Annotated in this window: 19 protein-coding genes; 6 read left to right on the top strand and 13 right to left on the bottom strand. The window is 63.1% G+C overall.

Translation table 11 applies throughout. The features are described from left to right. Positions 1–25: 25 nt before the first annotated feature. The 5 genes from N2604_RS38655 to rpmB all read right to left on the bottom strand — a co-directional run bounded on the left by N2604_RS38655 (position 26) and on the right by rpmB (position 4,154). Positions 26–568, bottom strand: a complete 543-nt coding sequence (locus tag N2604_RS38655; RefSeq protein WP_260373138.1) for a hypothetical protein — start codon at positions 566–568, stop codon at positions 26–28. After that, positions 565–801 (bottom strand): hypothetical protein, encoded by a 237-nt coding sequence (locus N2604_RS38650; protein WP_260373137.1) that lies wholly within the window; start codon positions 799–801, stop codon positions 565–567. Before N2604_RS38650 ends, N2604_RS38655 begins: the two co-directional genes overlap by 4 nt. A gap of 250 nt (positions 802–1,051) precedes the next feature. Then, positions 1,052–1,852, bottom strand: coding sequence for a hypothetical protein (locus N2604_RS38645; protein ID WP_260373136.1), 801 nt, complete (start codon positions 1,850–1,852; stop codon positions 1,052–1,054). A 130-nt stretch (positions 1,853–1,982) separates the two neighbouring features. Continuing rightward, positions 1,983–3,644 carry an SIR2 family protein gene (locus N2604_RS38640; RefSeq protein WP_260373135.1) on the bottom strand — a complete coding sequence of 554 codons (1,662 nt, stop codon included), beginning with the start codon at positions 3,642–3,644 and terminating at the stop codon, positions 1,983–1,985. A 201-nt stretch (positions 3,645–3,845) separates the two neighbouring features. Then, entirely contained in the window at positions 3,846–4,154 is a 309-nt protein-coding gene (rpmB, locus tag N2604_RS38635; protein ID WP_260373134.1) for a 50S ribosomal protein L28, read from the bottom strand. A 562-nt stretch (positions 4,155–4,716) separates the two neighbouring features. Here rpmB and N2604_RS38630 point away from each other — a divergent pair. From N2604_RS38630 to N2604_RS38610, 5 genes are all read left to right on the top strand, one after another. Further along, positions 4,717–5,529 carry a DUF3108 domain-containing protein gene (locus N2604_RS38630; RefSeq protein ID WP_260376390.1) on the top strand — a complete coding sequence of 271 codons (813 nt, stop codon included), beginning with the start codon at positions 4,717–4,719 and terminating at the stop codon, positions 5,527–5,529. Positions 5,530–6,507: 978 nt separating this feature from the next. Next, the gene (locus tag N2604_RS38625; protein WP_260373133.1) at positions 6,508–9,921 is read left to right on the top strand and encodes a helicase-related protein; all 3,414 of its coding nucleotides are present in this window, start codon (positions 6,508–6,510) and stop codon (positions 9,919–9,921) included. A 52-nt stretch (positions 9,922–9,973) separates the two neighbouring features. Then, on the top strand, positions 9,974–10,204 hold the full coding sequence (locus N2604_RS38620) for a S4 domain-containing protein (RefSeq protein WP_260373132.1): 231 nt from the start codon (positions 9,974–9,976) through the stop codon (positions 10,202–10,204). 132 nt (positions 10,205–10,336) lie between these two features. Further along, positions 10,337–10,675, top strand: coding sequence for a ferredoxin FdxA (gene fdxA / locus N2604_RS38615; protein WP_018643465.1), 339 nt, complete (start codon positions 10,337–10,339; stop codon positions 10,673–10,675). A 344-nt stretch (positions 10,676–11,019) separates the two neighbouring features. Further along, positions 11,020–11,847 (top strand): CarD family transcriptional regulator, encoded by an 828-nt coding sequence (locus N2604_RS38610; protein ID WP_260373131.1) that lies wholly within the window; start codon positions 11,020–11,022, stop codon positions 11,845–11,847. 87 nt (positions 11,848–11,934) lie between these two features. Here N2604_RS38610 and N2604_RS38605 read toward each other — a convergent pair whose 3' ends face one another. Beyond that, entirely contained in the window at positions 11,935–13,323 is a 1,389-nt protein-coding gene (locus tag N2604_RS38605; protein WP_260376389.1) for an adenylate/guanylate cyclase domain-containing protein, read from the bottom strand. Between the two features lie 139 nt (positions 13,324–13,462). Further along, on the bottom strand, positions 13,463–13,834 hold the full coding sequence (locus tag N2604_RS38600) for a helix-turn-helix domain-containing protein (RefSeq protein WP_260373130.1): 372 nt from the start codon (positions 13,832–13,834) through the stop codon (positions 13,463–13,465). A 108-nt stretch (positions 13,835–13,942) separates the two neighbouring features. Between N2604_RS38600 and N2604_RS38595 the strand changes: the two genes are divergently transcribed. Continuing rightward, positions 13,943–14,647 (top strand): glutathione S-transferase family protein, encoded by a 705-nt coding sequence (locus N2604_RS38595; protein ID WP_260373129.1) that lies wholly within the window; start codon positions 13,943–13,945, stop codon positions 14,645–14,647. 249 nt (positions 14,648–14,896) lie between these two features. Here the strand turns inward: N2604_RS38595 and N2604_RS38590 are convergent, their stop codons facing one another. The 6 genes from N2604_RS38590 to cyoB are packed head-to-tail and all read right to left on the bottom strand — an operon-like array spanning position 14,897 to position 20,647. Then, complete coding sequence (locus N2604_RS38590; protein ID WP_025033366.1) at positions 14,897–15,430, bottom strand: response regulator transcription factor; 534 nt, start codon at positions 15,428–15,430, stop codon at positions 14,897–14,899. Next, positions 15,420–16,823 carry an ATP-binding protein gene (locus tag N2604_RS38585; protein WP_260373128.1) on the bottom strand — a complete coding sequence of 468 codons (1,404 nt, stop codon included), beginning with the start codon at positions 16,821–16,823 and terminating at the stop codon, positions 15,420–15,422. The genes N2604_RS38590 and N2604_RS38585 overlap by 11 nt, the downstream gene beginning before the upstream one ends. Next, the gene (locus tag N2604_RS38580; RefSeq protein ID WP_260373127.1) at positions 16,795–17,646 is read right to left on the bottom strand and encodes an SURF1 family protein; all 852 of its coding nucleotides are present in this window, start codon (positions 17,644–17,646) and stop codon (positions 16,795–16,797) included. The genes N2604_RS38585 and N2604_RS38580 overlap by 29 nt, the downstream gene beginning before the upstream one ends. Next, positions 17,643–18,023 (bottom strand): cytochrome o ubiquinol oxidase subunit IV, encoded by a 381-nt coding sequence (gene cyoD, locus N2604_RS38575; RefSeq protein ID WP_260373126.1) that lies wholly within the window; start codon positions 18,021–18,023, stop codon positions 17,643–17,645. The genes N2604_RS38580 and cyoD overlap by 4 nt, the downstream gene beginning before the upstream one ends. After that, entirely contained in the window at positions 18,020–18,649 is a 630-nt protein-coding gene (gene cyoC / locus N2604_RS38570) for a cytochrome o ubiquinol oxidase subunit III (RefSeq protein ID WP_260373125.1), read from the bottom strand. The genes cyoD and cyoC overlap by 4 nt, the downstream gene beginning before the upstream one ends. Further along, entirely contained in the window at positions 18,650–20,647 is a 1,998-nt protein-coding gene (gene cyoB / locus N2604_RS38565) for a cytochrome o ubiquinol oxidase subunit I (RefSeq protein WP_260373124.1), read from the bottom strand. Between the last annotated feature and the right edge of the window lie 18 nt (positions 20,648–20,665).

Below are 20,665 nucleotides of genomic sequence, written 5' to 3'. Positions count from 1 at the left end.
CCATTGGGTCGCTCGCGACGTTCCCTCACGCCGCCCGGTCGAGCTCTTTCTCGTAGGCGGTCAGGCTGCCCTTGAGGGTCTCTTCCAGTCGCGTCGCGCGCGATCGGATCGCTTCGTTGGCCGCCCGCACGGCGGCTGCCGCGATCGCTTCGTCGCGGCTGAGCTTGTCGTGCTGAAACAGCCACTTTGCCACCGCGGCCCAATCCCACAGCGGGCTGTCGGAGGTCACGCGGGCGACCGGCGGCGGGAAACCTCGGCCGCGCTGCCCCTTGGAATATTGCGTCATTGCCGCGCGCGTCATTCCGCTCCGCGCAGCGATATCGGAGAGGCTGACGAGCGGATCGGGCTCGACGCGATCGATCCTGGCGCCGGCGGCCTGCACGTTGCGCACCGCCGTGATGATGGCCTCGCTGATGGATTTCGCCTCGCGCGTGAAGTCGACGATGATGTGGCCCTTCTGGAACGCAATCGCCGCATCGTCGCAGCCGGCATCGTAGAAGCGCTGCTCGAAATCCTCGGCCTCGGGATCGAGCCCGGATGCCACGATGCTGAACTCGAATTTCTTCACGAGCCGTCCTCCGTTCCGTGCGGGCAGCGCGCAATCGCCCGCATCACCTGCCGGGCGTGATCTTCCGGGTTCTTCGGCGTCCCGTTCACGCCCACCTGGCAGCCGTCGCGGCCGGCATGCGGACAGAACAACCGACCCCAATGCCCCATCTTGCGCCAGCGCCAGCCCTTCCGCTCGGCGTCGGCAACGACAGCCTCGATCTCCTTGTGCGGATGCCGCGGCCGATCAGCCATGTTGGTGAGAGGATAGGGCGAGTGTTAACAAATGTCAACATGGAGGCGCGGAATTGACCTTCCTCACGCGGCATCGAGCTTCGGGACGTTTGAGATGTTCTGCGAGCTCGATGCCAGTGCCGTTACAGCAGATGACGACGTGCTTGGGGTCGGGATTTCGCTCGGTCGTCTGAGCGGGCTCCATGGGATGCGCATCCGGGAGATGCTACCCGGGCGAGTATAGCGGAAGTAGAGCAGGATGGACCAGTCTCTAACCCGCCAAAATATTCTGCGCAGTATCGATGCCACTGCTATTCAAGAAAGCCTTGAGATTTTCGTACTTGGTCCGGTAGCTCTCCACCTTGATTGTCTTTGGGCTGAAAAAGAAGCTCAACTCGGATATCGGGGAGGTTTCTTTCTCTCTAAAAAATAGCGGCTGAATGCCCTCAAGAATCTTCCCTGCAGTCTTGAGATTTTGCTTTTGATCGCGTGTGTGTGCATTAATTGCAAATCGGAGTGATCCAACAAGGATGTCGATCACACTTGAAAAATGTGACTGACCGATTGCTGAGTAGTGAAAACCGACAATGTTCGATAACCTGAGTTGATTAGTGTGAGGTAATCCCGTGATTCCGATCGAGAATTTTTCTATCAGATGGCTATCAATCTGCTTGTCTGAGAATCGATCGATGAGGACAAGGCCAGTCGATTTGTACCGGTTCAGCAAACAGTCGAAATGGTAACATAGCGTATTGATTGCGTTGCGCCGCGCAACATCAGGAGTTGTCGCGATATCGTGGAGTATGACTGAGACAAGTAGCTTTGCGCCAGAATCGATAGTTGCCGCGATAAGCGACTTCTTGAGCTCGATAAAGGTCTCGTGATTCATGCCGTCGGGCGCGGGCAAGAATTTCAATTTGAACGTCGTGGGTATTTTGGCGCTTCCGCGAATTTCATCAATGCGACGCGATAGAGATGCGCAGTTGTCTGGGGAGATGCAGATGCCCCCGTAGAGAAAAAAGTCGCCTTTTCGTTCTTCAATATTTGTCTCGTCGCAATACAGAAGATACATTGCTATTACCCTCCCCCGAGCTGCGTGTTCTGCTTCATGCCGCCAAACGCGACTCCTGATTTTGGGTTGCAATGAAATCACCGCACCCGCCTATCTGTGTAGGCTGTACTGCTTCATCGTTGGATGAGGCTCAATCTGGACTTGGGCCGTGGTAATCGGTGGGTTGATCCAGAAGACGCTCGACCCCTTCAACTACCGACCTTGCTTCAGCTTTTGTAACGGGTTTTGTAGTATGCACCGATTCATTTCGGATCCTTGTCCAACGATCAATCTCGCCTCGCCAATTACTTGAGAGACGCTCTTCGCGAATTGCTCGATCGACCAATTGACGAAGGGGCATCGGTCTTTGAACCTCATCCCACAGCCGCTTTTCCAGCCAGCGCCTAAGCGTCGTTTCTAAAAGAGAGATTGCAGCTATCACGGCCGCTCGAAATTGCTTCGCATTTAGGAGCCGCCGAGGTTCGTTGTGCTGGCTTTCCATGCGATTGGTAGCCTCCGAGGCGAAGATATCTCGGAGGCTATGGAGGAACCAATCGATGTCATCAGATAGTAAGCTGGGGCGAATTGCCACGATGAACTCGCTCTTGGCCCAAGCGGGTATCTGCTCATCGGACGGCGCGATAAGTATTAGACGCAACGGCCGGCGATGAAATCCGCTAACGTCTTCTCTGGCTCGCGCAATTGCCATAGCCAGTTCCGCTCTAGTCCACCGGGAATTCAACTCAACCACCATGACAGCGGCGCGGTCGATTAGCGTATCTAGTTTGATATTTATGCTGTCGCCGGGAGTGATGAAATCCGTCGCGGTCACTGGTACTAGCCCGGCCTCTTCGGCGATAGGAAACACTCGCTCGCGATAGAACGGAAGTACGTCCAAAGGAACGGAAAAGAAGCAGAGGCGGGAAACTGAATCGCGTGGGAGCAGCAACTCTTGGAGCGGTCCTTCTTCAGTGACCTTACTCGCGGAGACGATATTATCTCTTACGTACTCGCGAAGTTCCGCAAAGGCTTCTGCGAGTACTTCGCCGTATCGTTCTCGTGAACCGGATAGATTGATGACCTTAACGCCGCGTCGTTCGAAACGGGCTATTTCGCTAGGGTGCGCATTGACGACCACAGCGTAAGCCATTCGGCGCGACTTGCCGAGCCGACTTGAGACGACGTGCCAGATCTGTCTGAAATCCGGGTCGTCAAGGCTATATCCGATGAGAACGGCAGTTTTCGTAATGAGCTGGTTGGCCAAATAAGTGGCAAGTAGCGGATAGTTCGAGAGGAAGCCGTCGTAGTCAGACTCTGTCACGACGAGCCTCTTCGGATGACGTAAGTCTCCATGTAATTTCAGTAAGAGCGTGCCCGCATTTCCAAGATTGATCGACAGTTGCTCCTCATCGACAACCGGATGAATTGATTTGGGGATCAGGTCATATTGGCGTTCGAGTAGGAAATCGAAATTAGTGGTGCATACGATGTCGAATGAGAGACTGCAAAACTCTCGGTGCGCTGGCCCCGGTTGTGCATCCTTCTGGTGAAGGAGTTCTGCGAGACGCTCAATAAGGCGAGCTCTCCCGAATTCATGCTCGTATGCCGATATCGCATCGAGCGCACCTGACGGTGAATATTCGGAAAGTTCTTCCGCGAGGAGTCGGCCGAGATCCCCCCACATTGGCATTCTTGATGCTGGCGGTAGGATGGCGTTCATCGACATCCCGGCGCCGATCACCGGGAGCCATCGGCCATTGACCAGGTCGTCGCGCAATGGCTTTGGAAAGACGGCAATATGCTTCTGAGTCACGAGGTTTAGCCTGCGAATAAAGCGCAATCAGGTCTTTATTGTTCTACTAAAGATAGAAAGATCAAAACGATCAATTCGTCTTTGGGTGATGTGCCCAAAAACAAAAACGGCCGGATCTTCCGATCCAGCCGCTACTCAAACTCTACTCGGCTAAGCCTACGCCACGCGACGCAACTTAGCCCCCGCCCTAACCAAAAAATCTCAGCTCGCCTGCTTCGCCGGCTGGGTGTCGCCGACCTTCTTCTGGATGGCGCGCTTCAGCTCGATCGCGCGCGGAGAGAGCGCATCGGTGCTCGCCTTGAGCAGGAAGGCGTCCAGGCCGCCATTGTGGTCGACGCTCTTGATTGCGTTGGTGGAGACGCGCAGGCGCACGTTGCGCCCCAAAGCTTCCGAGATGAACGTCACGTTGACGAGGTTCGGCAGGAAGCGGCGCTTGGTCTTGATGTTGGAGTGGCTGACCTTGTGGCCGACGAGGGGGCCCTTGGCCGTCAGTTCGCAGCGGCGAGACATGGTAGAAATCCTTTAGTTCGAACCCCCAACGAGTGCGGCCGCCATTCAGGCGCCACGGGGGCAAATTCTTTCGTCCTTGCAGGGAGCGGGCGGACGTATAGGGGGAAGGGGCGGGACGTCAAGTTTTTGGGGCGGTTGGGATGCGGGTTTCGCGCCCCACCCTCGGTGCCATCGCCCGGCTCGACCGGGCGATCCAATACGCCGCGGCGGCGCGGCTGACCAGGGAGGCCGCGGTGTACTGGATGCCCCGGTCAAGCCGGGGCATGACAGCGGAGGGAGCGGGAGAGGTTTGCAGCTCCCGTTACCGCCCGATCACCAAAACGGCAATGATTGTCGCGCCTTACCATCACATAAAGGGCGTATTCGCCGTCGAAGAGTCCGGTGGAGTTCCCGGGGCTGGATGCCCCGACACATTGTTTGCCGCCGTTTTTGGCTTAAGTAACAGCGCATCGCGCCCCGATTGGATTATTTCGTGCCGACAACGCTTTTCCCCGCGCAGAATCTGCGCTCAGCCCGTCCGCGCTTGGGCGTCCGCTTCGACGTCCCCTTGGCCGGCCGGCTGATGGCGCTTTGCGGCCTGGTGCTGGCCGTGGCGTCCGGCGCGGCGCCGGCGGTGGCGCAGGGCAAGCTCGAGGCGCAATATGAGGCGACGCTGGCGGGCATTCCGGTCGGCAAGGGCGCGTGGAACATCGATATCCAGGACGACGTGTTCTCGGCGGCGGCCGCCGGCGGCACTACCGGGCTTTTGAAGTCGTTCACCGGCGGGTCCGGCACCGGCGCCAGCCAGGGGCGCGTCGTTGGTGGCGCGCTGGTTGCGACCGGCTACCAGGCCTCCACCACCACCCAGAAGAAGACCGAAGAGATCCGCATCACCCTCGACAAGGGCAATGTGAAGGATTTTGCCATCCTGCCGGAGCCGCCGGTCGACCCTGATCGCATCGTCGTCACCGAGGGGCATCGCCGCGGCGTCTGGGATCCGATGACGGCCTCGCTTTTGCGCGTGCCCGGCACCGGCGATCCCGTTGCGCCGGAGGCCTGCCACAATGCCGCGCCCGTGTTCGACGGCCGCATGCGCTACGAGCTCAAGCTCGATTTCAAGCGCATGGAGACCGTGAAGGCGGAGAAGGGGTACAAGGGCCCGGTCGTGGTCTGCGCGATCTATTTCGTGCCCATCGCCGGCTACATCCCCGACCGCCCCGTGATCAAATACCTCGCCGCCCAGCGCAACATGGAGATCGCGTTCGCCCCCATCGCCGGCACGCGCATCCTGGTCCCGTTCTGGCTGAAAGTGCCGACGCCCCTGGGGCCGGCCATGCTGGAAGCGACGAGCTTCATCACCGCCCCCCAGCCGCCAAGGGTCGCCAAGACGCAGTGATGCTCTTAACCCTCCCCTGGAGGGCAGGGCTATCGCATTTGAGAGCTTTTCCCGGCGGCCATCCTTCGAGACGCCCGCTTTGGGCGGGCTCCTCAGGATGAGGGCGGAGTGCGCGGCAGCAGTTTCTACGAGCACTGACGCTGATTAGCCTCATCCTGAGGAGGCGCGTCAGCGCCGTCTCGAAGGACGAGGCGTGCGCGCAGGCCGACGTCACAAGTCATATGCGATAGCCCTGCCCTGGAGGGGGAGGGTCGATCGCGCGTAAGCGCGAGCGGGGTGGGGTGATCTCTCAGCACGGAAACTGCCCGGGTGGAGGGATCACCCCACCCCGTCACACGTCTCGCTTCGCTCGATCGCGTGCCGACCCTCCCCCTCCAGGGGAGGGTAAGCGAGCCTCAGCAATATCAATGGCTTACCTACTGTGCATGGGGTTGTTTTCGAACTTTCGTTTTGGCCCCCCGCATCCCGTGAATCCATTTGACTCCGCCCCGATTCTGATTCGACTCGACGCCGTCCCCAGCTTTAACCAACCCGGTCGCTTGTGCGCCCCCGCAAAACTCCATCTAGTGCGCAACCAAGGCGAGTCCCGCGACATGTTGCGTGAACGGAACGGGACTCAAGTGGGAGTCAGCGATTCGGCCGCGATTCGTTCTAGAGTCGTTCCGAAGCTTAAAGCGAACGGGGAAAGCGTCGCAAAGTGAGACAGTTGCGCGGGATTTGGGGAGGGCGCTTCGGCACGTCCGGTGCCGCGTCCCGTCACCCTGAGGTGGCCGCTTCTTCAGCGGCCCTCGAAGGGCGACGGGCCCGGTTGGTGCCCCAAGGCTGCGCGGCAGCCGGGCCGTTCATCCTTCGAGGCTTCCCACGCGGCGCGGTGCGCCGCGCGGCTCGCACCTCAGGATGACGGAGCTAATCTGGTCGCCTCACCGCCTCATCCAGCACTGACATTCGCCCAAATCGCCATTACCTAATCCCCCAGACATGGCTTTTTCCTCCTCCCCCTTCGCCTCCGAGCGCGCGCTTGCCGATCGAGTGCCTGGCGCGGGCGTCACTGCGGTGCTCGGGCCGACCAACACCGGCAAGACCCATCTCGCCATCGAGCGGATGCTGGCGCATCCCTCCGGCATGATCGGCCTGCCGCTGCGCCTGCTCGCGCGCGAGGTCTACAACAAGATCGCGGCCAGAGCCGGCGAGGCCAGCGTCGCGCTCGTCACCGGCGAGGAGAAGATCAAGCCGAAGAACCCGCGCTATTGGGTCTCGACCGTCGAGGCGATGCCGCGCGATCTCGACGTCTCCTTTCTCGCCGTCGACGAGGTCCAGATCGCCGCCGATCTCGAGCGCGGCCACGTCTTCACCGATCGCATCCTCAACCGCCGCGGCCGCGACGAGACGCTGCTGTTAGGTGCCGCCACCATGCGCCCGATCATCGAGCGTCTGTTGCCGGGCGTCTCCATGATCACGCGGCCCCGATTGTCGCAGCTCGAGTTCGCCGGCGACCGCAAGATCACGCGCCAGCCGCGCCGCACCGCCATCGTCGCGTTCTCGGCCGATGAAGTCTACGCCATCGCCGAGCTGATCCGCCGCCAGCATGGCGGCGCCGCCGTGGTGCTGGGCTCGCTGTCGCCGCGTACACGAAACGCGCAGGTCGCGATGTTCCAGAACGGCGACGTCGATTATCTCGTCGCCACCGACGCCGTCGGCATGGGCCTCAATCTCGACGTCGACCACGTCGCCTTCGCCTCCGACCGCAAGTTCGACGGCTACCAGTTCCGCCGCCTCACGCCGGCCGAATTCGCGCAAGTGGCGGGCCGCGCCGGCCGCGCCACCCGCAACGGCACCTTTGGCACCACCGGCCGCTGCGCGCCGTTCGAGCCCGAGCTCGTCAACGCGCTGCAGAACCACACCTTCGATGCCGTCAAGGTGCTGCAATGGCGCAATTCCAAGCTCGATTTCTCCTCGCTCGGCGCGCTCCAGGTGTCGCTGAACCTCGCCCCCGGCCATGAGACGCTGACGCGCGCGCCGATCGCCGAGGACATGCGCGTGCTCGATCACGCCGCCCGCGACGGCGAGGTGCGCGATATCGCGCATGGCAAGGCCGCCGTGGAGCGGCTGTGGGAAGCCTGCCAGGTCCCGGACTACAGAAAGCTGTCGCCGGCCGCCCATGCCGAGCTGGTGACGACGCTATACGGCTTCCTGATGCGAAAGGGCTGCATTCCCGATGCCTGGTTCGAGTCCCAGGTCACCCAGGCCGACCGCATCGACGGCGACATCGACACGCTGTCGGCCCGAATCGCCCAGATCCGCACCTGGACCTTCGTCGCCAACCGCCCGGACTGGCTGAAAGACCCCGAGCGCTGGCAGGGGATTACGCGGGAGGTCGAAAATAAATTATCGGATGCGCTCCATGAACGCTTGACTGAGCGTTTCGTTGATCGCCGGACCAGTGTATTGATGCGCCGCCTGCGGGAGAACACGAGCTTGAATACTGAAATCGGCAAGACCGGCGAAGTCATCGTCGAAGGCCATGTCATCGGCCGCCTCGATGGCTTCACCTTTGCACCGGATGCGGCGGAAGCCGGCTCCGATGCGAAAGCCTTGCAGGCTGCAGCGCAAGCGGTGCTCGCCGGCGAGATCAACGCGCGCGCCGAAAAGTTGGGCAATGCGCCGGACGAGCAGTTCGTGCTCACGTCCGAAGGCATCATCCGCTGGACCGGCGATGCCGTGGCGCGCCTTGCCGCCGCAGACGACGCGCTGCATCCGCGCATCCGCATCATCTCGGACGAGCGCCTGACCGGCGCCCCCCGCGACAAGGTGCAGGCGCGGCTCGAGCTCTGGCTCAAAACCCATATCGAAAAGCTGCTCGGGCCGATGTTCGAGCTGTCGAAGGCCGAGGACGTCACCGGCATCGCCCGCGGCATCGCCTATCAGCTGGTCGAGGCGCTCGGCGTGCTCGAGCGCCCGAAGATTGCCAGCGAGCTGAAGGATCTCGACCAGCCCTCACGCGCCGTGTTGCGCAAATACGGCGTCCGCTTCGGCGCCTATCACATCTATTTCCCCGGCCTGCTCAAGCCCGCCGCGCGTGCGCTCGCCGCGCTGCTCTGGGCGCTGAAGCAGGACAATGTCGATCTCTCCGCGCTCTCGGGCGCGCAGCATCTGGCCTCCTCGGGGCGCACCTCGTTCCCGGTCGACAAGGCGCTGCCGCGCGATGCCTATCGCGTGCTCGGCTATAAGCAGGCCGGCGAGCGTGCCGTCCGCGTCGACATCCTGGAGCGCCTCGCCGACCTGATCCGCCCGGCGCTGGCCTGGCGCGAGAATTCGCCGGGCGAAAAGCCCGCCGGCGCGTTCGACGGCCGCAGCTTCGTGGTGACGCAGGCGATGACCTCGCTCACGGGATCTGCCGGCGAGGACTTCGCCTCCGTGCTGCGCGCGCTCGGCTATCGCATGGAGAAGCGGCCGCCGCTGCCGCCGAAGCCTGTCGCGACCGAGCAGGTCGTCACCGAGACGGTCACGGCCGAGACGCCGCCCGCTGAAGGCAGCGCGGAGACCTCAACCGAGACTGCGGCTGAAGCCGTTGCCGGACTGCCGGCCGAGGCGCCGGCCGCCGAGGCCGCTGCCGAATCCGTCACGGTCGAAGACGCGCCCGGCATGGAGCCGCACGACGAGCCCGCTCCCGAAGAGCCGGCACTGGAAGCTTCCGCGCAAGAGACTGTCACGCCGGAAGATGCCCCGGGCATCGCACCGCCGGCCGAGGACGCCGTGGCACCGGTTGATGCGGCTCCGGCTGAAATTGCCGCCACCGAAGCCGCCGCCTCGCCCGATGCGGCCGCGCCGGTCGAAGCCGCTGCCGAGCCCGCCCAGCCCGAGCTGGTCGAGGTCTGGCGCCCCGGCGGCCGTCACGAGGATCGCAAGCCGCGCCACGAGCGCCATCGCCATCAGCGTCACCATCATCAGCCGCGTCCGCAGGCCGGTGCCGAGGCCGCCAGCGCGCCTGCTGAAGGCGAGGCTGTGCAATCGGCCGATGGCGAGAAGCGCGGCGAACGCCATCGTCATGGCGGCGGCCATCGCCGCGATGGCGGCCGCGACTTCCGCAAGCCGCGTGAAGGCGGCGAGGGCGGTGAGCGCCGCGACGACCGCAATCGCAGCTTCCAGGGCAAGGGAGACCGCGACAAGGATCGCGATCGCAACCGCGACAACAAGAAGTTCGGCGGGGATCGCGACAAAGGCCGCGACAATCGTGGCCGCGACCGCGACAAGGGCCGTGACCGCCAGGGCGGCCCGTCGCTGCGTCCGTACGCGTCGAGCGCGAATTCGCGCGAGCGCGATCGTCCGGTCGATCCGAACTCGCCCTTCGCCAAGCTCGCCGCGCTCAAGGAGCAGCTGGGGCGGAAGGAGTAATCCCACGACCACCGAGCGGCAGCGCATCGACAAATGGCTGTGGCACGCGCGGGTGGTGAAGGCGCGCACCTCCGCGGCCGAGCTCGTCATCACCGGCCATGTCCGCGTCAACGGCGTGCGCGAGACGTCGCCGGGCCATGCGATCAAGGCCGGTGATGTCCTCACCATCGCGCTCGATCGCAATGTGCGCGTCCTGAAGGTCACCGCCTTCAACGAGCGCCGTGGCGATGCCGCCTCGGCTCGCGTGCTCTACGAGGAGCTGAATGAAGCAAACCGCAATTAATTGCGCTTGGTATTCATTTCTTGATCGATCAAACACACAAAGCCGTCATGATCGGGCCTTCCCGACCTTGCGGCGCCGGGCCATCCGCGCTAGGCAAGCCGCGACTTTTAAAAGAGCTTTTCGGAGCGTTGGATGACTTACGTCGTCACTGAAAACTGCATCAAGTGCAAGTACACCGACTGCGTCGAGGTCTGCCCGGTCGACTGTTTCTACGAAGGCGACAACATGCTCGTCATCCATCCCGACGAGTGCATCGATTGCGGCGTGTGCGAGCCGGAATGCCCCGCCGACGCCATCAAGCCGGACACGGAACCGGGCCTCGAAAAGTGGCTCCAGGTCAACGCCGATTACGCCAAGAGCTGGCCGAACATCACCCAGAAGAAAGAATCACCCGCCGACGCCAAGGAGTTCGACGGCATGGAAGGCAAGTTCGAGAAATATTTTTCTCCGAACCCGGGCTCTGGAGACTAATTCGCGCCCAAACTTAACCCTAATAGCGGCGCTGCCGCCGAAAACCAGCCCTCAAGACCCCTAAATCATTGATTTTTGCGGGAAATGTGCTATATTAGGCACATTAAGCCGAACCCCGTCAGCCCCGTTGGCCCCTCTGGGTTCCCGTGAAACCAAATGTCGAACAGGGGCGTGGCAGTTTCCGCGCGCAGGCTGTGTCACAGAAAACGCGTAAAAAGAGTACTTCAGCGAGGGCTTCCCATAAGGAGGCCAAAAAAGTCGCCGCGGCCAGCCGTAGCGCATCCAAGGGTCGGACCGCGACGAAGGCGCCGGCTGCAAAGTCCTCGAAGAACAAAAGAAGCGCAATGCCTAACAAGACTGCCAAACCGGCCGCGAAAGCGACCGCTGCCAAGCCTGCCGCTGTCAAGCCTGCTGCCGCCAAGCCTGTGACTGCCAAGGCCCCCGCTGCCAAGCCCGCCGCGCCGAAGGCTTCCGTTGCTGCTGCGCCTGCCAAGGCTCCCGTCGCCGCCAAGCCGGCCGCCAAGCCCGCGGCTGCGCCGAAGGTCGAGGAAAAGAAGGTCGTGACCCAGCGTCAGGGCTTCAAGGCCAACGAATTCGTGGTCTATCCCGCTCATGGCGTCGGCCAGATCCTGGCCATCGAAGAGCAGGAGATCGCCGGTGCGAAGCTCGAGCTGTTCGTCATCAACTTCATCAAGGACAAGATGACGCTGCGCGTGCCGACCGCCAAGGTCGCCAATGTGGGCATGCGCAAGCTGTCCGATCCGGCGCTGGTCAAGAAGGCGCTGGAGACGCTCAAGGGCCGCGCCCGCGTCAAGCGCACAATGTGGTCGCGCCGCGCCCAGGAATACGAAGCGAAGATCAATTCGGGCGACATCGTCGCGATCGCGGAAGTCGTGCGCGACCTCTATCGCTCGGAATCGCAGCCCGAGCAGTCCTACTCGGAACGCCAGCTTTATGAAGCGGCGCTCGACCGTCTGTCCCGCGAGATCGCGGTGGTGCAGCACTCGACCGAGACCGAAGCGGTCAAGGAGATCGAGGCCCAGCTCGCCAAGAGCCCGCGCCGCACCAGCGCCAAGGCGGAAGCCGCCGAAGGCGAAGCGGACACGGATGCCGAGGGCGATACCGACGATACCGATGGCGACGACAGCACCGTCGCCGACGAGGCCGCGTAAGCAGCTTCGTTCTGCGCAAGCCATCAAAAGCCCGGCCGTTGGCCGGGCTTTTTGCTTGGCTTCCTGACGCGGCGGGCGAGTTCGGCTCTACGCGCCGCGCGGCTGGGTCCAGATCGAGATCGGCTGCTGAATACCGCGGACGACCCGCGGCTCTCGCGCTTCCAATGATTGAAACGTTGCGGCTGCGTCGCCAAGCTCGGCCTTCGCCTGGCTGACGAGGTCGTCACTTGCCACCAGCGCGCAGTCGAACGTGCGGGTCAAGGCTTCGAGACGGCTTGCCACGTTGACGGTCGCACCGATCACGGCAAATTCCAGACAGGTCTGCCCGATGTCGCCGAGCACCACCGGCCCATAATGCAAGCCAAAGCTCACATGAAGCGGTGGCTCGCCTGACGCTGCCCGCCGATCGTTCCAACGGTCCGCAGCGGCGATCATCGCCTGGGCACATCGCAGCGCGTTGCTGGCGTCGTGCGCGCCAGCGAAGGGCGTGCCGAACGTCGCCATCAATCCGTCCCCGAGATATTTGTCGAGCGTGCCGCTATGGCGGAAAACCTCCTGCTCCATCAATCCGTGGAATTCCCGCAACGTCCGCACAACCTCCTGCGGCGAGCGCGCATCGGCAAAGGCGGTGAAGCCGACGATGTCGACGAACAGCACCGCGACATGTTGCGTGCGCACCTGCTTCAACGGCTCGTCCTGGTTCGACAATTCCGCCACGACATTGGGCGAGAAGTAGCGTGCGAGGTTGCCGCGCTCGCGCTCCACCGCGGCATGCCGGACCAAGAGGTCGTTGCTGCGGCGGACCGCGAGCGCCAAGGTCATGGCCACGATCATGAATACGACGATCTCCTGGATGCGAACGTGGAACACGATCGCGTTGGGCGAAATCATCGTCAACAAGTGCTGATCGCTGCCTGCCGCGGCTGCGATGCGGGCCGTCAGCGCAGGATCGCGATCGGGTTGCCACCAGACCCACGCCATGCCGATCAACCAGAGCGCAGCCGTCCACACGCCGACCGCAATCACGGTCCGCCAAGTATAGGCCAGTGTGGCGCCTGCGAGCAGTACGAAGAAATAGATGAAGTTGCCGAAATGGTACTGCATCGCGACCGGCCAGTGCGAGGCTCCGAAAGGATTGGGAACCACGATGAGGCACGTCAGCAGCGCCAAGTCGCAAAACAGGAGTGCCAATTCCGGCCATGACACGCCCACCCGCCCAACCCTGACCTGGGCCCAGCCGATCAGTGCGAACAGGCCGAGCAGCGCCACGTAGTAGAGCTGCTCCCAGGCCGGGTTGATCACCAGCAGCAGGCAGCCGATGACGATGAGGGCGACATAGCGCGCCCGCACCGCGAGTTGCAGGCCCTCCCGCTTGGCGGACGTCAGCGCGGCTTGTGCGAACTGAACTGTTTCGGCATCGCGCTTGCTCGGCGCGGGCGAAAGCGCAGCCGGCAGGTTGAAGCGCTCGACGAGCATTGTCACGGCAGTCTCCTCGCTAGAGCATGATCCGGAAAAGTGCGTAGCGGTTTTCCGAAAAGATCATGCTCAAACAATAACCCAAAAAGCGCGATGGCGATTCATCCTAATCGCATCGCGCTTTTGGGCCTTCAGCTCATCAAGTCCGCTGCGTCGTTGCCGAGACGCCGATCTCGCCCCGACGCTCTTCTCCGTCAGCCCCAGCTGAAACCGACGCCCACCAGTCCCCCAAGGCATCGATCAACGGCACGAGGGCATGACCGGCGGAGGTCAGATCGTATTCCACGCGCAGCGGATATCCGCCGAATTCAGTGCGGCTTACGATACCGGCGTCCTCCAGCTTGCGGAGCTCGAGCGCGAGCATCCTGTGTGAGATGGTCGGATTGTCTCGGCGCAAGTCGCTGAAGCGCTTGGTGCCCTGCTTCAAATAATAGATCAGCAGCGTCGGCCAGCGACCGCTCAAAATCTGCATCACTTCCTCGATGGGACATCTCGAAACGAGATCCTTCATCGCCGCCTCCAGGTTACAAAAAAGTTCGTAATTTACTTGATGCGGCGAGCGAGTAGGGTCGCATCACCGCTGCGCAGCGTGATCATCAGAAATCACGGAGAACGGATCATGGACCCAATTCTACTCTACGGCTTCCCGAAGGGAAGCTCCATGGGGCTCGTTGCGGCTCTCGAATGGCTGGGCAAGCCATATCGGCTGTGCCGGGTCGATATGATGGGCGAGATGCGAAGCCCGTCATACGCCCGCATCAATCCGCGACATGAGACGCCGGTCTTCATCACCGAGCAGGGCGAGGTGCTGACGGAAACGATGGCTATCGCGGCCTGGCTCGAAGCCAGGGATGTCGAACGGCGCATCAGCTTCGATCCGCTGTCGCGGCAAGCCGATCGCATCCATCAGCTCATTGCGTTCGTGAATACGGGTTTCACCGGCGCCTTCGCGCCGCTGTGGGCCGCAATGGAAGCCGAAGCCATGGAGCCCGCCGCGAAGTCGGTTCTGCGTGCCTTCGGCACAGCAAGGGTCATCGAGCGCCATGACAAGTTCGAAGCGATGATCGAAGCGCGGCAATTCCTGCTCGGGGAGCGGCCGACCCTCGCCGACGCCGTACTCGTCGGCGTCGCGCGCTGGCTCGACGTCCACGCGGTCGCGGAGCGGAGCCGCTGGCCGAAGCTGGCGGCGCTGCGAACTCGCCTCGAGGCCGATCCGGCGGTCCTCTATGCCACCGCTCTGGAGGACGGCGGCTCTGATCCGGGAACGGGATCGTGCAAAGGCCACGTCGCGCTGGCCGACGTGATTGCGCGGTTCGGCAAATAGGGAAGCAGGAGGAGCCTCGACGCGCTCCTCCTACTTGACCGAGGGCTATCGCATATGACCTGTGGCGGCGGCCGCTGCGCACGCTTCGTCCTTCGAGACGGCGCTCACGCGCCTCCTCAGGATGAGGCTAATCAGCATCAGTGCCCATTGAAACTGCAGCCACGCACTCCGTCCTCATCCTGAGGAACCCGCCTAAAGCGGGCGGCTCGAAGGATGGCTGCAGGAATGCCCTCAAATGCGATAGCCCTCCTACTTCACGGGCCGCTTCTCAAGCTTCCGCGCCAGCGTCCGCCGGTGCATGCCCAGCCGGCGGGCCGCTTCCGAGATGTTGAACTCGGTCTCGATCAAGGTCTGGTGGATGCGTTCCCATTCCAGCGTCTTGATCGAGGTCGGCCGCGTATCGAGCGCGACCTCGGCGTTACCTTCGGCCTTGTGGAAGGCGGCCTCGATGTCGTCGGTGTTCGACGGCTTTGCCAGGTAGTGGCAGGCCCCCAGCTTGATCGCTTCGACGGCGGTGGAGATGCTGGCAAAGCCAGTCAGCACCACGATCAGCATGTCGGGATCGTGTGTGTGCAGCAGCTCGACGCAGGCAAGGCCCGAGGCGCCGCCGAGCTTGAGGTCGACCACGGCATGACCGAAGGAGCGTTCCTCCAGCACCTGGCGCACCTCCTCGATCGAGGCGGCAAGCACGACCTCGTAGCCGCGGCGCTCGAACGAGCGCTTCAGCGTGCGGGCGAAACCCGCATCGTCCTCGACGACGATGAGCGAACGGTCAGGCGTCAAAATTCCCTCCGATCGCCAATGTTGCGAGCGGCAGCGTGAGGCGCACGGTGGCGCCGCGCTTCCTGTGGTTCTCGGCGGTGACGGTGCCCCCCAATTTGCGCACGACGTTCACCACCAGGAACAGGCCGAGCCCGCCGCCGGCACGGCCCTTGCTCGACTGGTAGGGCTTGCCCAGCTGCGCCAGCATCTCCGGCGCAAAGCCCGGGCCGCGGTCGGAGATCGACAGCACGAGATTGTCGCCCTCGCGCTCGGCGACGAGCTCGACCCAGTCGCGCGAGACCTCATAGGCGTTGTCGAGCACGTTGAAGATCACCTGCTTCAGCGCGACGTCGGAGACGATCGCGACGTCCTCGCCGAAGGTGTTGACGAAGTAGAGCGTGCGGGCGGAGCGCGCATTGCGCCATTCGTCCACGAGCGCGCTGACGAAGGCCGTCACCGTCGTGGGCGATGAGCCTTCACCGCGCGCTTCGCCCGCCGACACCAGGATGCCCGTCACGATCGACTTGCAGCGCTGCAGCGACGTCTCCATTTCCGACAGGTCCTCGGCAAGCTCCTGATCGGCGGCAAGATCGGGCATGCGGCGCCAGTCGCTGAGGATCACCGAGAGCGAGGCGAGCGGCGTGCCGAGCTCATGCGCCGCGCCGGAGGCGAGCAGGCCCATGCGCACGATGTGGTCCTGCTCGGCGGCATGCTGGCGCAGCGCCGCCAGATGGGCGTCGCGCTCGCGCAAATTCCTGTTGATGCGGGTGACGAACACCACCAGCAGCACGGCGTTGAGCACGAAGCCCAGGAGCATGCCGAGCACCGTGAGCGTATAAGTCTCGCTCAACGGATTTGGCGGCAGATCGAGCGGCCGGTACGCCAATGTCAGCCAGACGAAGCTCGCACAGGTCAGTGCGACCAGCGACCAGGTCGAGCGAGCATCGAGCAGCACCGCGCCCAGCGTCACCTGCAGCAGGAACAGCGAGGTGAAGGGATTGGTGGCGCCGCCGGAGAGATAGAGCTGCGCGGTCAGCGCGGCGACGTCCAGCATCAAGGCGACCAAGAGCTCGTTGTTGGAGATCGCGGCGCGATGGCGCACCCAGACCAGGCTGGAGACGTTGAGCAGCACCAGCGCGCCGATCACCGCGCCCATCCGCTCCAGCGGCAGGGGGATGCCGAGGCCGAAATGCACGGCACCGATGGTCACGATCTGGCCGACCACCGCGGTCCAGCGCAGCTGGATCAGCAGCGCCATGTTCTTGCGGTTGGTCTCGTCGTCGGTCGGCGTCGTGCCGATCAGCTCGCTGCGCGCATCGGCCTGCGATTGCAGCGTGACGGCTTGCCCGTCACGCCCAAGCGTCTGGGAAAGCGTTTTCCCGTCGTCAGGTCGGCTCGACGATCGTTCCAGCATCTGATCCCGTCCTGCGGGCGACGGCATCCGTGCCGCCGGCCTTGTCGTGGACGAAGCGCTTGCGGCGGAACAGCCCGCCGCCGAATGTGACGAAAAGTCTGCCGGCCAGCATGAAAGCCAGGGCAAACCACGTCAGCGCGTAGATCAGGTGGTTATTGGGAAAGCGGATCACGGTCAATCCGCCGATTGGACCGCCGGCAATTTGTGATCCGGCGTCGGAATCCACGAAGAAGGGCGCGACCTCGCGAAGGCCGCGTGCCGCCGCAATGGCGGCGACGTCCCGCGAGTACCAGCGGTTGTGCTGGGGCACGTTGTTCCGGAGAAAACCGCCGTTCGGCTCGGTCATGCGGAGCAGGCCGGTGATCTCGACCCGACCCGCGGGATTGCCGTCCCGGCGCGTCGATGCGTCGCGCCGCTCGGACGGCACGAAGCCGCGGTTGATCAGCACCAGCGTGCCGTCGTCGCGCTGAAGCGGCGTCAGCACCCAATAGCCGGGGCCCTCCTCGGTGACGGCCTGAACCAGCGTCTCGCTGTCATGCAGGAAGCGCCCGCTGAGGCTGACGTGCCTGTATTCGTCGCTAGCGGCGCTGATTGCGGGCCATGATGCGGGCGAGGGGATCGCCTGCGGCGGCGCGTGGACGCGCTGCTCGACCCGCTCGATCAGCGCCAGCTTCCAGGCACGGCGCTCGATCTGCCAGACGCCGAGCGCGATCAGAAGCACAAAAGCAATGAGCGACAGGACCGTGAGCCACAAGGACGGGGACCGCGCGGCCTTGCTGCGCGCATCTGCGTCCTCGCCTGTCACGATCCCGATATCGCTCACTTCATTCCGCTCATCTGGTGGATGGGCATCATGTTGCTGTTGAGGTGGCTCATCACCCAGAGCGAACCCGACAGTGCGATCACCACCATCACGATGGTGAAGATCAGCGCCATCATGGTCCAGCCGTTCTCGGACGTCGTGTTCATGTGCAGGAAGTAGACCATGTGCACGACGATCTGCACGACCGCGAAAGCCATGATCACCAGCGCGGTGATCTGCTTGCTCGGCAGCGCGCCGCTCATCACCAGCCAGAACGGGATCGCGGTGAGCACGACCGAGAGCACGAAGCCGAGCATGTAGCCCGAGAACGTGCTGTGGGCGTGGCCGCCCTCGTGGTGATGGTCGTGCGCGTCGGCTGCGTGGGTATCGGTGCTCATCGCAGAACTCCCAGGAGATAGACGAAGGTGAAGACGCCGATCCAGACCACGTCGAGGAAGTGCCAGAACATCGACAGGCACATCAGGCGGCGGCGGTTGGCCTCGATCAGGCCGAACTTTCCGACCTGCACCATCAGCGTCACCAGCCAGATCAGGCCGCATGTGACGTGCAGGCCGTGGGTGCCGACCAGGGTGAAGAAGGCGGAGAGAAAGGCGCTGCGCTGCGGCGTGGCGCCCTCGTGGATCATGTGGGCGAACTCGGTGAGCTCGATGCCGATGAAGGCGAGGCCGAACAGGCCGGTGATTGCGAGCCAAACCTGCGTCTGCGCGACCTTGTTCTGCTGCATGGTCAGCATGGCAAAGCCGTAGGTGATCGACGACAGCAGCAGCATGGACGTGTTCACCGCGACCAGGGTCAGGTCGAACAGGTCCTTCGGCGCGGGGCCGGCGGCGTAATTGCCGCCGAGCACGCCGAAGGTGGCGAACAGGATCGCGAAGATGAGGCAGTCGCTCATCAGGTAGATCCAGAAGCCGAGCGAGGTGCTCCAGCCTTCCGGATGCGGATGCTCGTCCGCGAGGTAGAAGACCGGCTCGCCGGTCTGCGAGGGATTGACGGCAACGGTCATTTACTTGGCTCCGGCGAGCAGTTTGGTGCGCGCGTCCTCGGTCCGGATGACGTCTTCAGCCGGAATGTCGAAGTCGCGGTGATAGTTGAAGGTGTGGCCGATCCCGACGGCGAGCATCGCGATGAAGCTCACGGCCGCCAGCAACCACATGTACCAGACGAGAGCAAAGCCCATCGCGGTGGCGAAGCCGGCGAGGATGATGCCGGTGCCGGTGCTGCTCGGCATATGGATCGGCCTGAACCCGGTGAGCGGACGCTGATAGCCGCGCCGCTTCATGTCCCACCACGCGTCATTGTCGTGAACGACCGGGGTGAAGGCGAAGTTGTAGTCCGGCGGCGGCGAGGAGGTCGCCCATTCCAGCGTGCGCGCGTCCCAGGGATCGCCGGTGACGTCCTTGAGCTGCTCGCGCCTGAGCAGGCTGACCGCGAACTGCATCAGCATCGACAGAATGCCGATGAAGACGAACACGGCACCGATCGCGGCGATGACGAACCAGATCTGGAGCGAAGGATCGTCGAACACGCGCAGGCGGCGGGTCACGCCCATCAGGCCGAGCACGTAGAGCGGCATGAAGGCCAGGTAGAAGCCGGTGACCCAGAACCAGAACGACATCTTGCCCCAGAACGGATCGAGCTTGAAGCCGAACGCCTTCGGGAACCAGTAGTTGATGCCGGCGAAGGCGCCGAACACCACGCCGCCGATGATCACGTTGTGGAAGTGGGCGATCAGGAACAGGCTGTTGTGCAGCACGAAGTCGGCCGGCGGCACCGCCAGCAGCACGCCGGTCATGCCGCCGATCACGAAGGTCAGCATGAAGGCGATGGTCCACATCATCGGCAGCTCGTAGCGGATGCGGCCGCGATACATCGTGAACAGCCAGTTGAACATCTTCGCGCCCGTCGGGATCGAGATGATCATCGTGGTGATGCCGAAGAACGAGTTGACGCTGGCGCCCGAGCCCATCGTGAAGAAGTGGTGCAGCCACACCAGGTACGACAGGATGGTGATGACGACGGTGGCGTAGACCATCGAGGTATAGCCGAACAGCCGCTTGCCCGAGAAGGTCGAGGTGACCTCGGAGAAGATGCCGAACGCCGGGAGAACCAGGATGTAGACCTCGGGGTGTCCCCAGATCCAGATCAGGTTCACGTACATCATCGGGCTGCCGCCGAAATCGTTGGTGAAGAAGTTGGTGCCGACATAGCGGTCGAGCGAGAGCAGCGCGAGCACCACGGTCAGGACCGGGAAGGAGGCGACGATCAGCACGTTGGTGCAGAGCGAGGTCCAGGTGAACACCGGCATCTTCATCATGATCATGCCGGGGCAGCGCAGCTTGACGATGGTGCAGATCAGGTTGATGCCGGATAGCGTCGTGCCGACGCCGGCGACCTGCAGCGCCCATATGTAATAGTCGACACCGACATCGGGACTGTAGCCGATGTTCGAGAGCGGCGGATAGGCCAGCCAGCCGGTGCGGGCGAATTCGCCGATGAACAGCGAAGCCATCACCAGCACCGCGCCGCCGACCGTCATCCAGAAGCTGAAATTGTTCAGGAACGGGAACGAGACGTCGCGCGCGCCGATCTGCAGCGGCACGACGTAGTTCATCAGCCCCGTGACCAGCGGCATCGCCACGAAGAAGATCATGATCACGCCGTGGGCGGTGAAGACCTGATCGTAGTGATGGGCGTTGAGATAGCCTTCGGAGCCGCCAAAGGCGAGCATCTGCTGGCCGCGCATCATCAGCGCGTCGGCAAAGCCGCGCAGCAGCATCACGATGCCGAGGATCATGTACATGATGCCGATGCGCTTGTGGTCCACCGTGGTGAACCATTCGCGCCAGAGATAGCCCCAGAGGCGGAAATAGGTGAGGCCGCCGAGCAGTGCGGCGCCGCCGAGCGCGACCACCACGAAGGTGCCGACGACGATCGGCTCGTGCAGCGGCAGCGATTCGAGGCCGAGCCGGCCGAAGATGAGCTTGAGAAGATCAGGAGACATGCGAACTCTCTTTAGGAG

Source organism: Bradyrhizobium sp. CB1015 (assembly GCF_025200925.1).
GTDB lineage: Bacteria > Pseudomonadota > Alphaproteobacteria > Rhizobiales > Xanthobacteraceae > Bradyrhizobium.
This window is presented reverse-complemented; position numbering and strand designations above follow the sequence as displayed.

Coding starts and splice junctions, on each gene's coding strand:
- cyoD (WP_260373126.1), bottom strand. CDS start 18,023: ATGAGCACCGATACCCACGCAGCCGACGCGCACGACCATCACCACGAG.
- N2604_RS38625 (WP_260373133.1), top strand. CDS start 6,508: ATGGCTTTTTCCTCCTCCCCCTTCGCCTCCGAGCGCGCGCTTGCCGAT.
- N2604_RS38610 (WP_260373131.1), top strand. CDS start 11,020: ATGCCTAACAAGACTGCCAAACCGGCCGCGAAAGCGACCGCTGCCAAG.
- N2604_RS38585 (WP_260373128.1), bottom strand. CDS start 16,823: ATGCTGGAACGATCGTCGAGCCGACCTGACGACGGGAAAACGCTTTCC.
- cyoB (WP_260373124.1), bottom strand. CDS start 20,647: ATGTCTCCTGATCTTCTCAAGCTCATCTTCGGCCGGCTCGGCCTCGAA.
- N2604_RS38595 (WP_260373129.1), top strand. CDS start 13,943: ATGGACCCAATTCTACTCTACGGCTTCCCGAAGGGAAGCTCCATGGGG.
- N2604_RS38645 (WP_260373136.1), bottom strand. CDS start 1,852: ATGTATCTTCTGTATTGCGACGAGACAAATATTGAAGAACGAAAAGGC.
- N2604_RS38600 (WP_260373130.1), bottom strand. CDS start 13,834: ATGAAGGATCTCGTTTCGAGATGTCCCATCGAGGAAGTGATGCAGATT.
- rpmB (WP_260373134.1), bottom strand. CDS start 4,154: ATGTCTCGCCGCTGCGAACTGACGGCCAAGGGCCCCCTCGTCGGCCAC.
- fdxA (WP_018643465.1), top strand. CDS start 10,337: ATGACTTACGTCGTCACTGAAAACTGCATCAAGTGCAAGTACACCGAC.
- N2604_RS38630 (WP_260376390.1), top strand. CDS start 4,717: ATGGCGCTTTGCGGCCTGGTGCTGGCCGTGGCGTCCGGCGCGGCGCCG.
- cyoC (WP_260373125.1), bottom strand. CDS start 18,649: ATGACCGTTGCCGTCAATCCCTCGCAGACCGGCGAGCCGGTCTTCTAC.
- N2604_RS38605 (WP_260376389.1), bottom strand. CDS start 13,323: ATGCTCGTCGAGCGCTTCAACCTGCCGGCTGCGCTTTCGCCCGCGCCG.
- N2604_RS38650 (WP_260373137.1), bottom strand. CDS start 801: ATGGCTGATCGGCCGCGGCATCCGCACAAGGAGATCGAGGCTGTCGTT.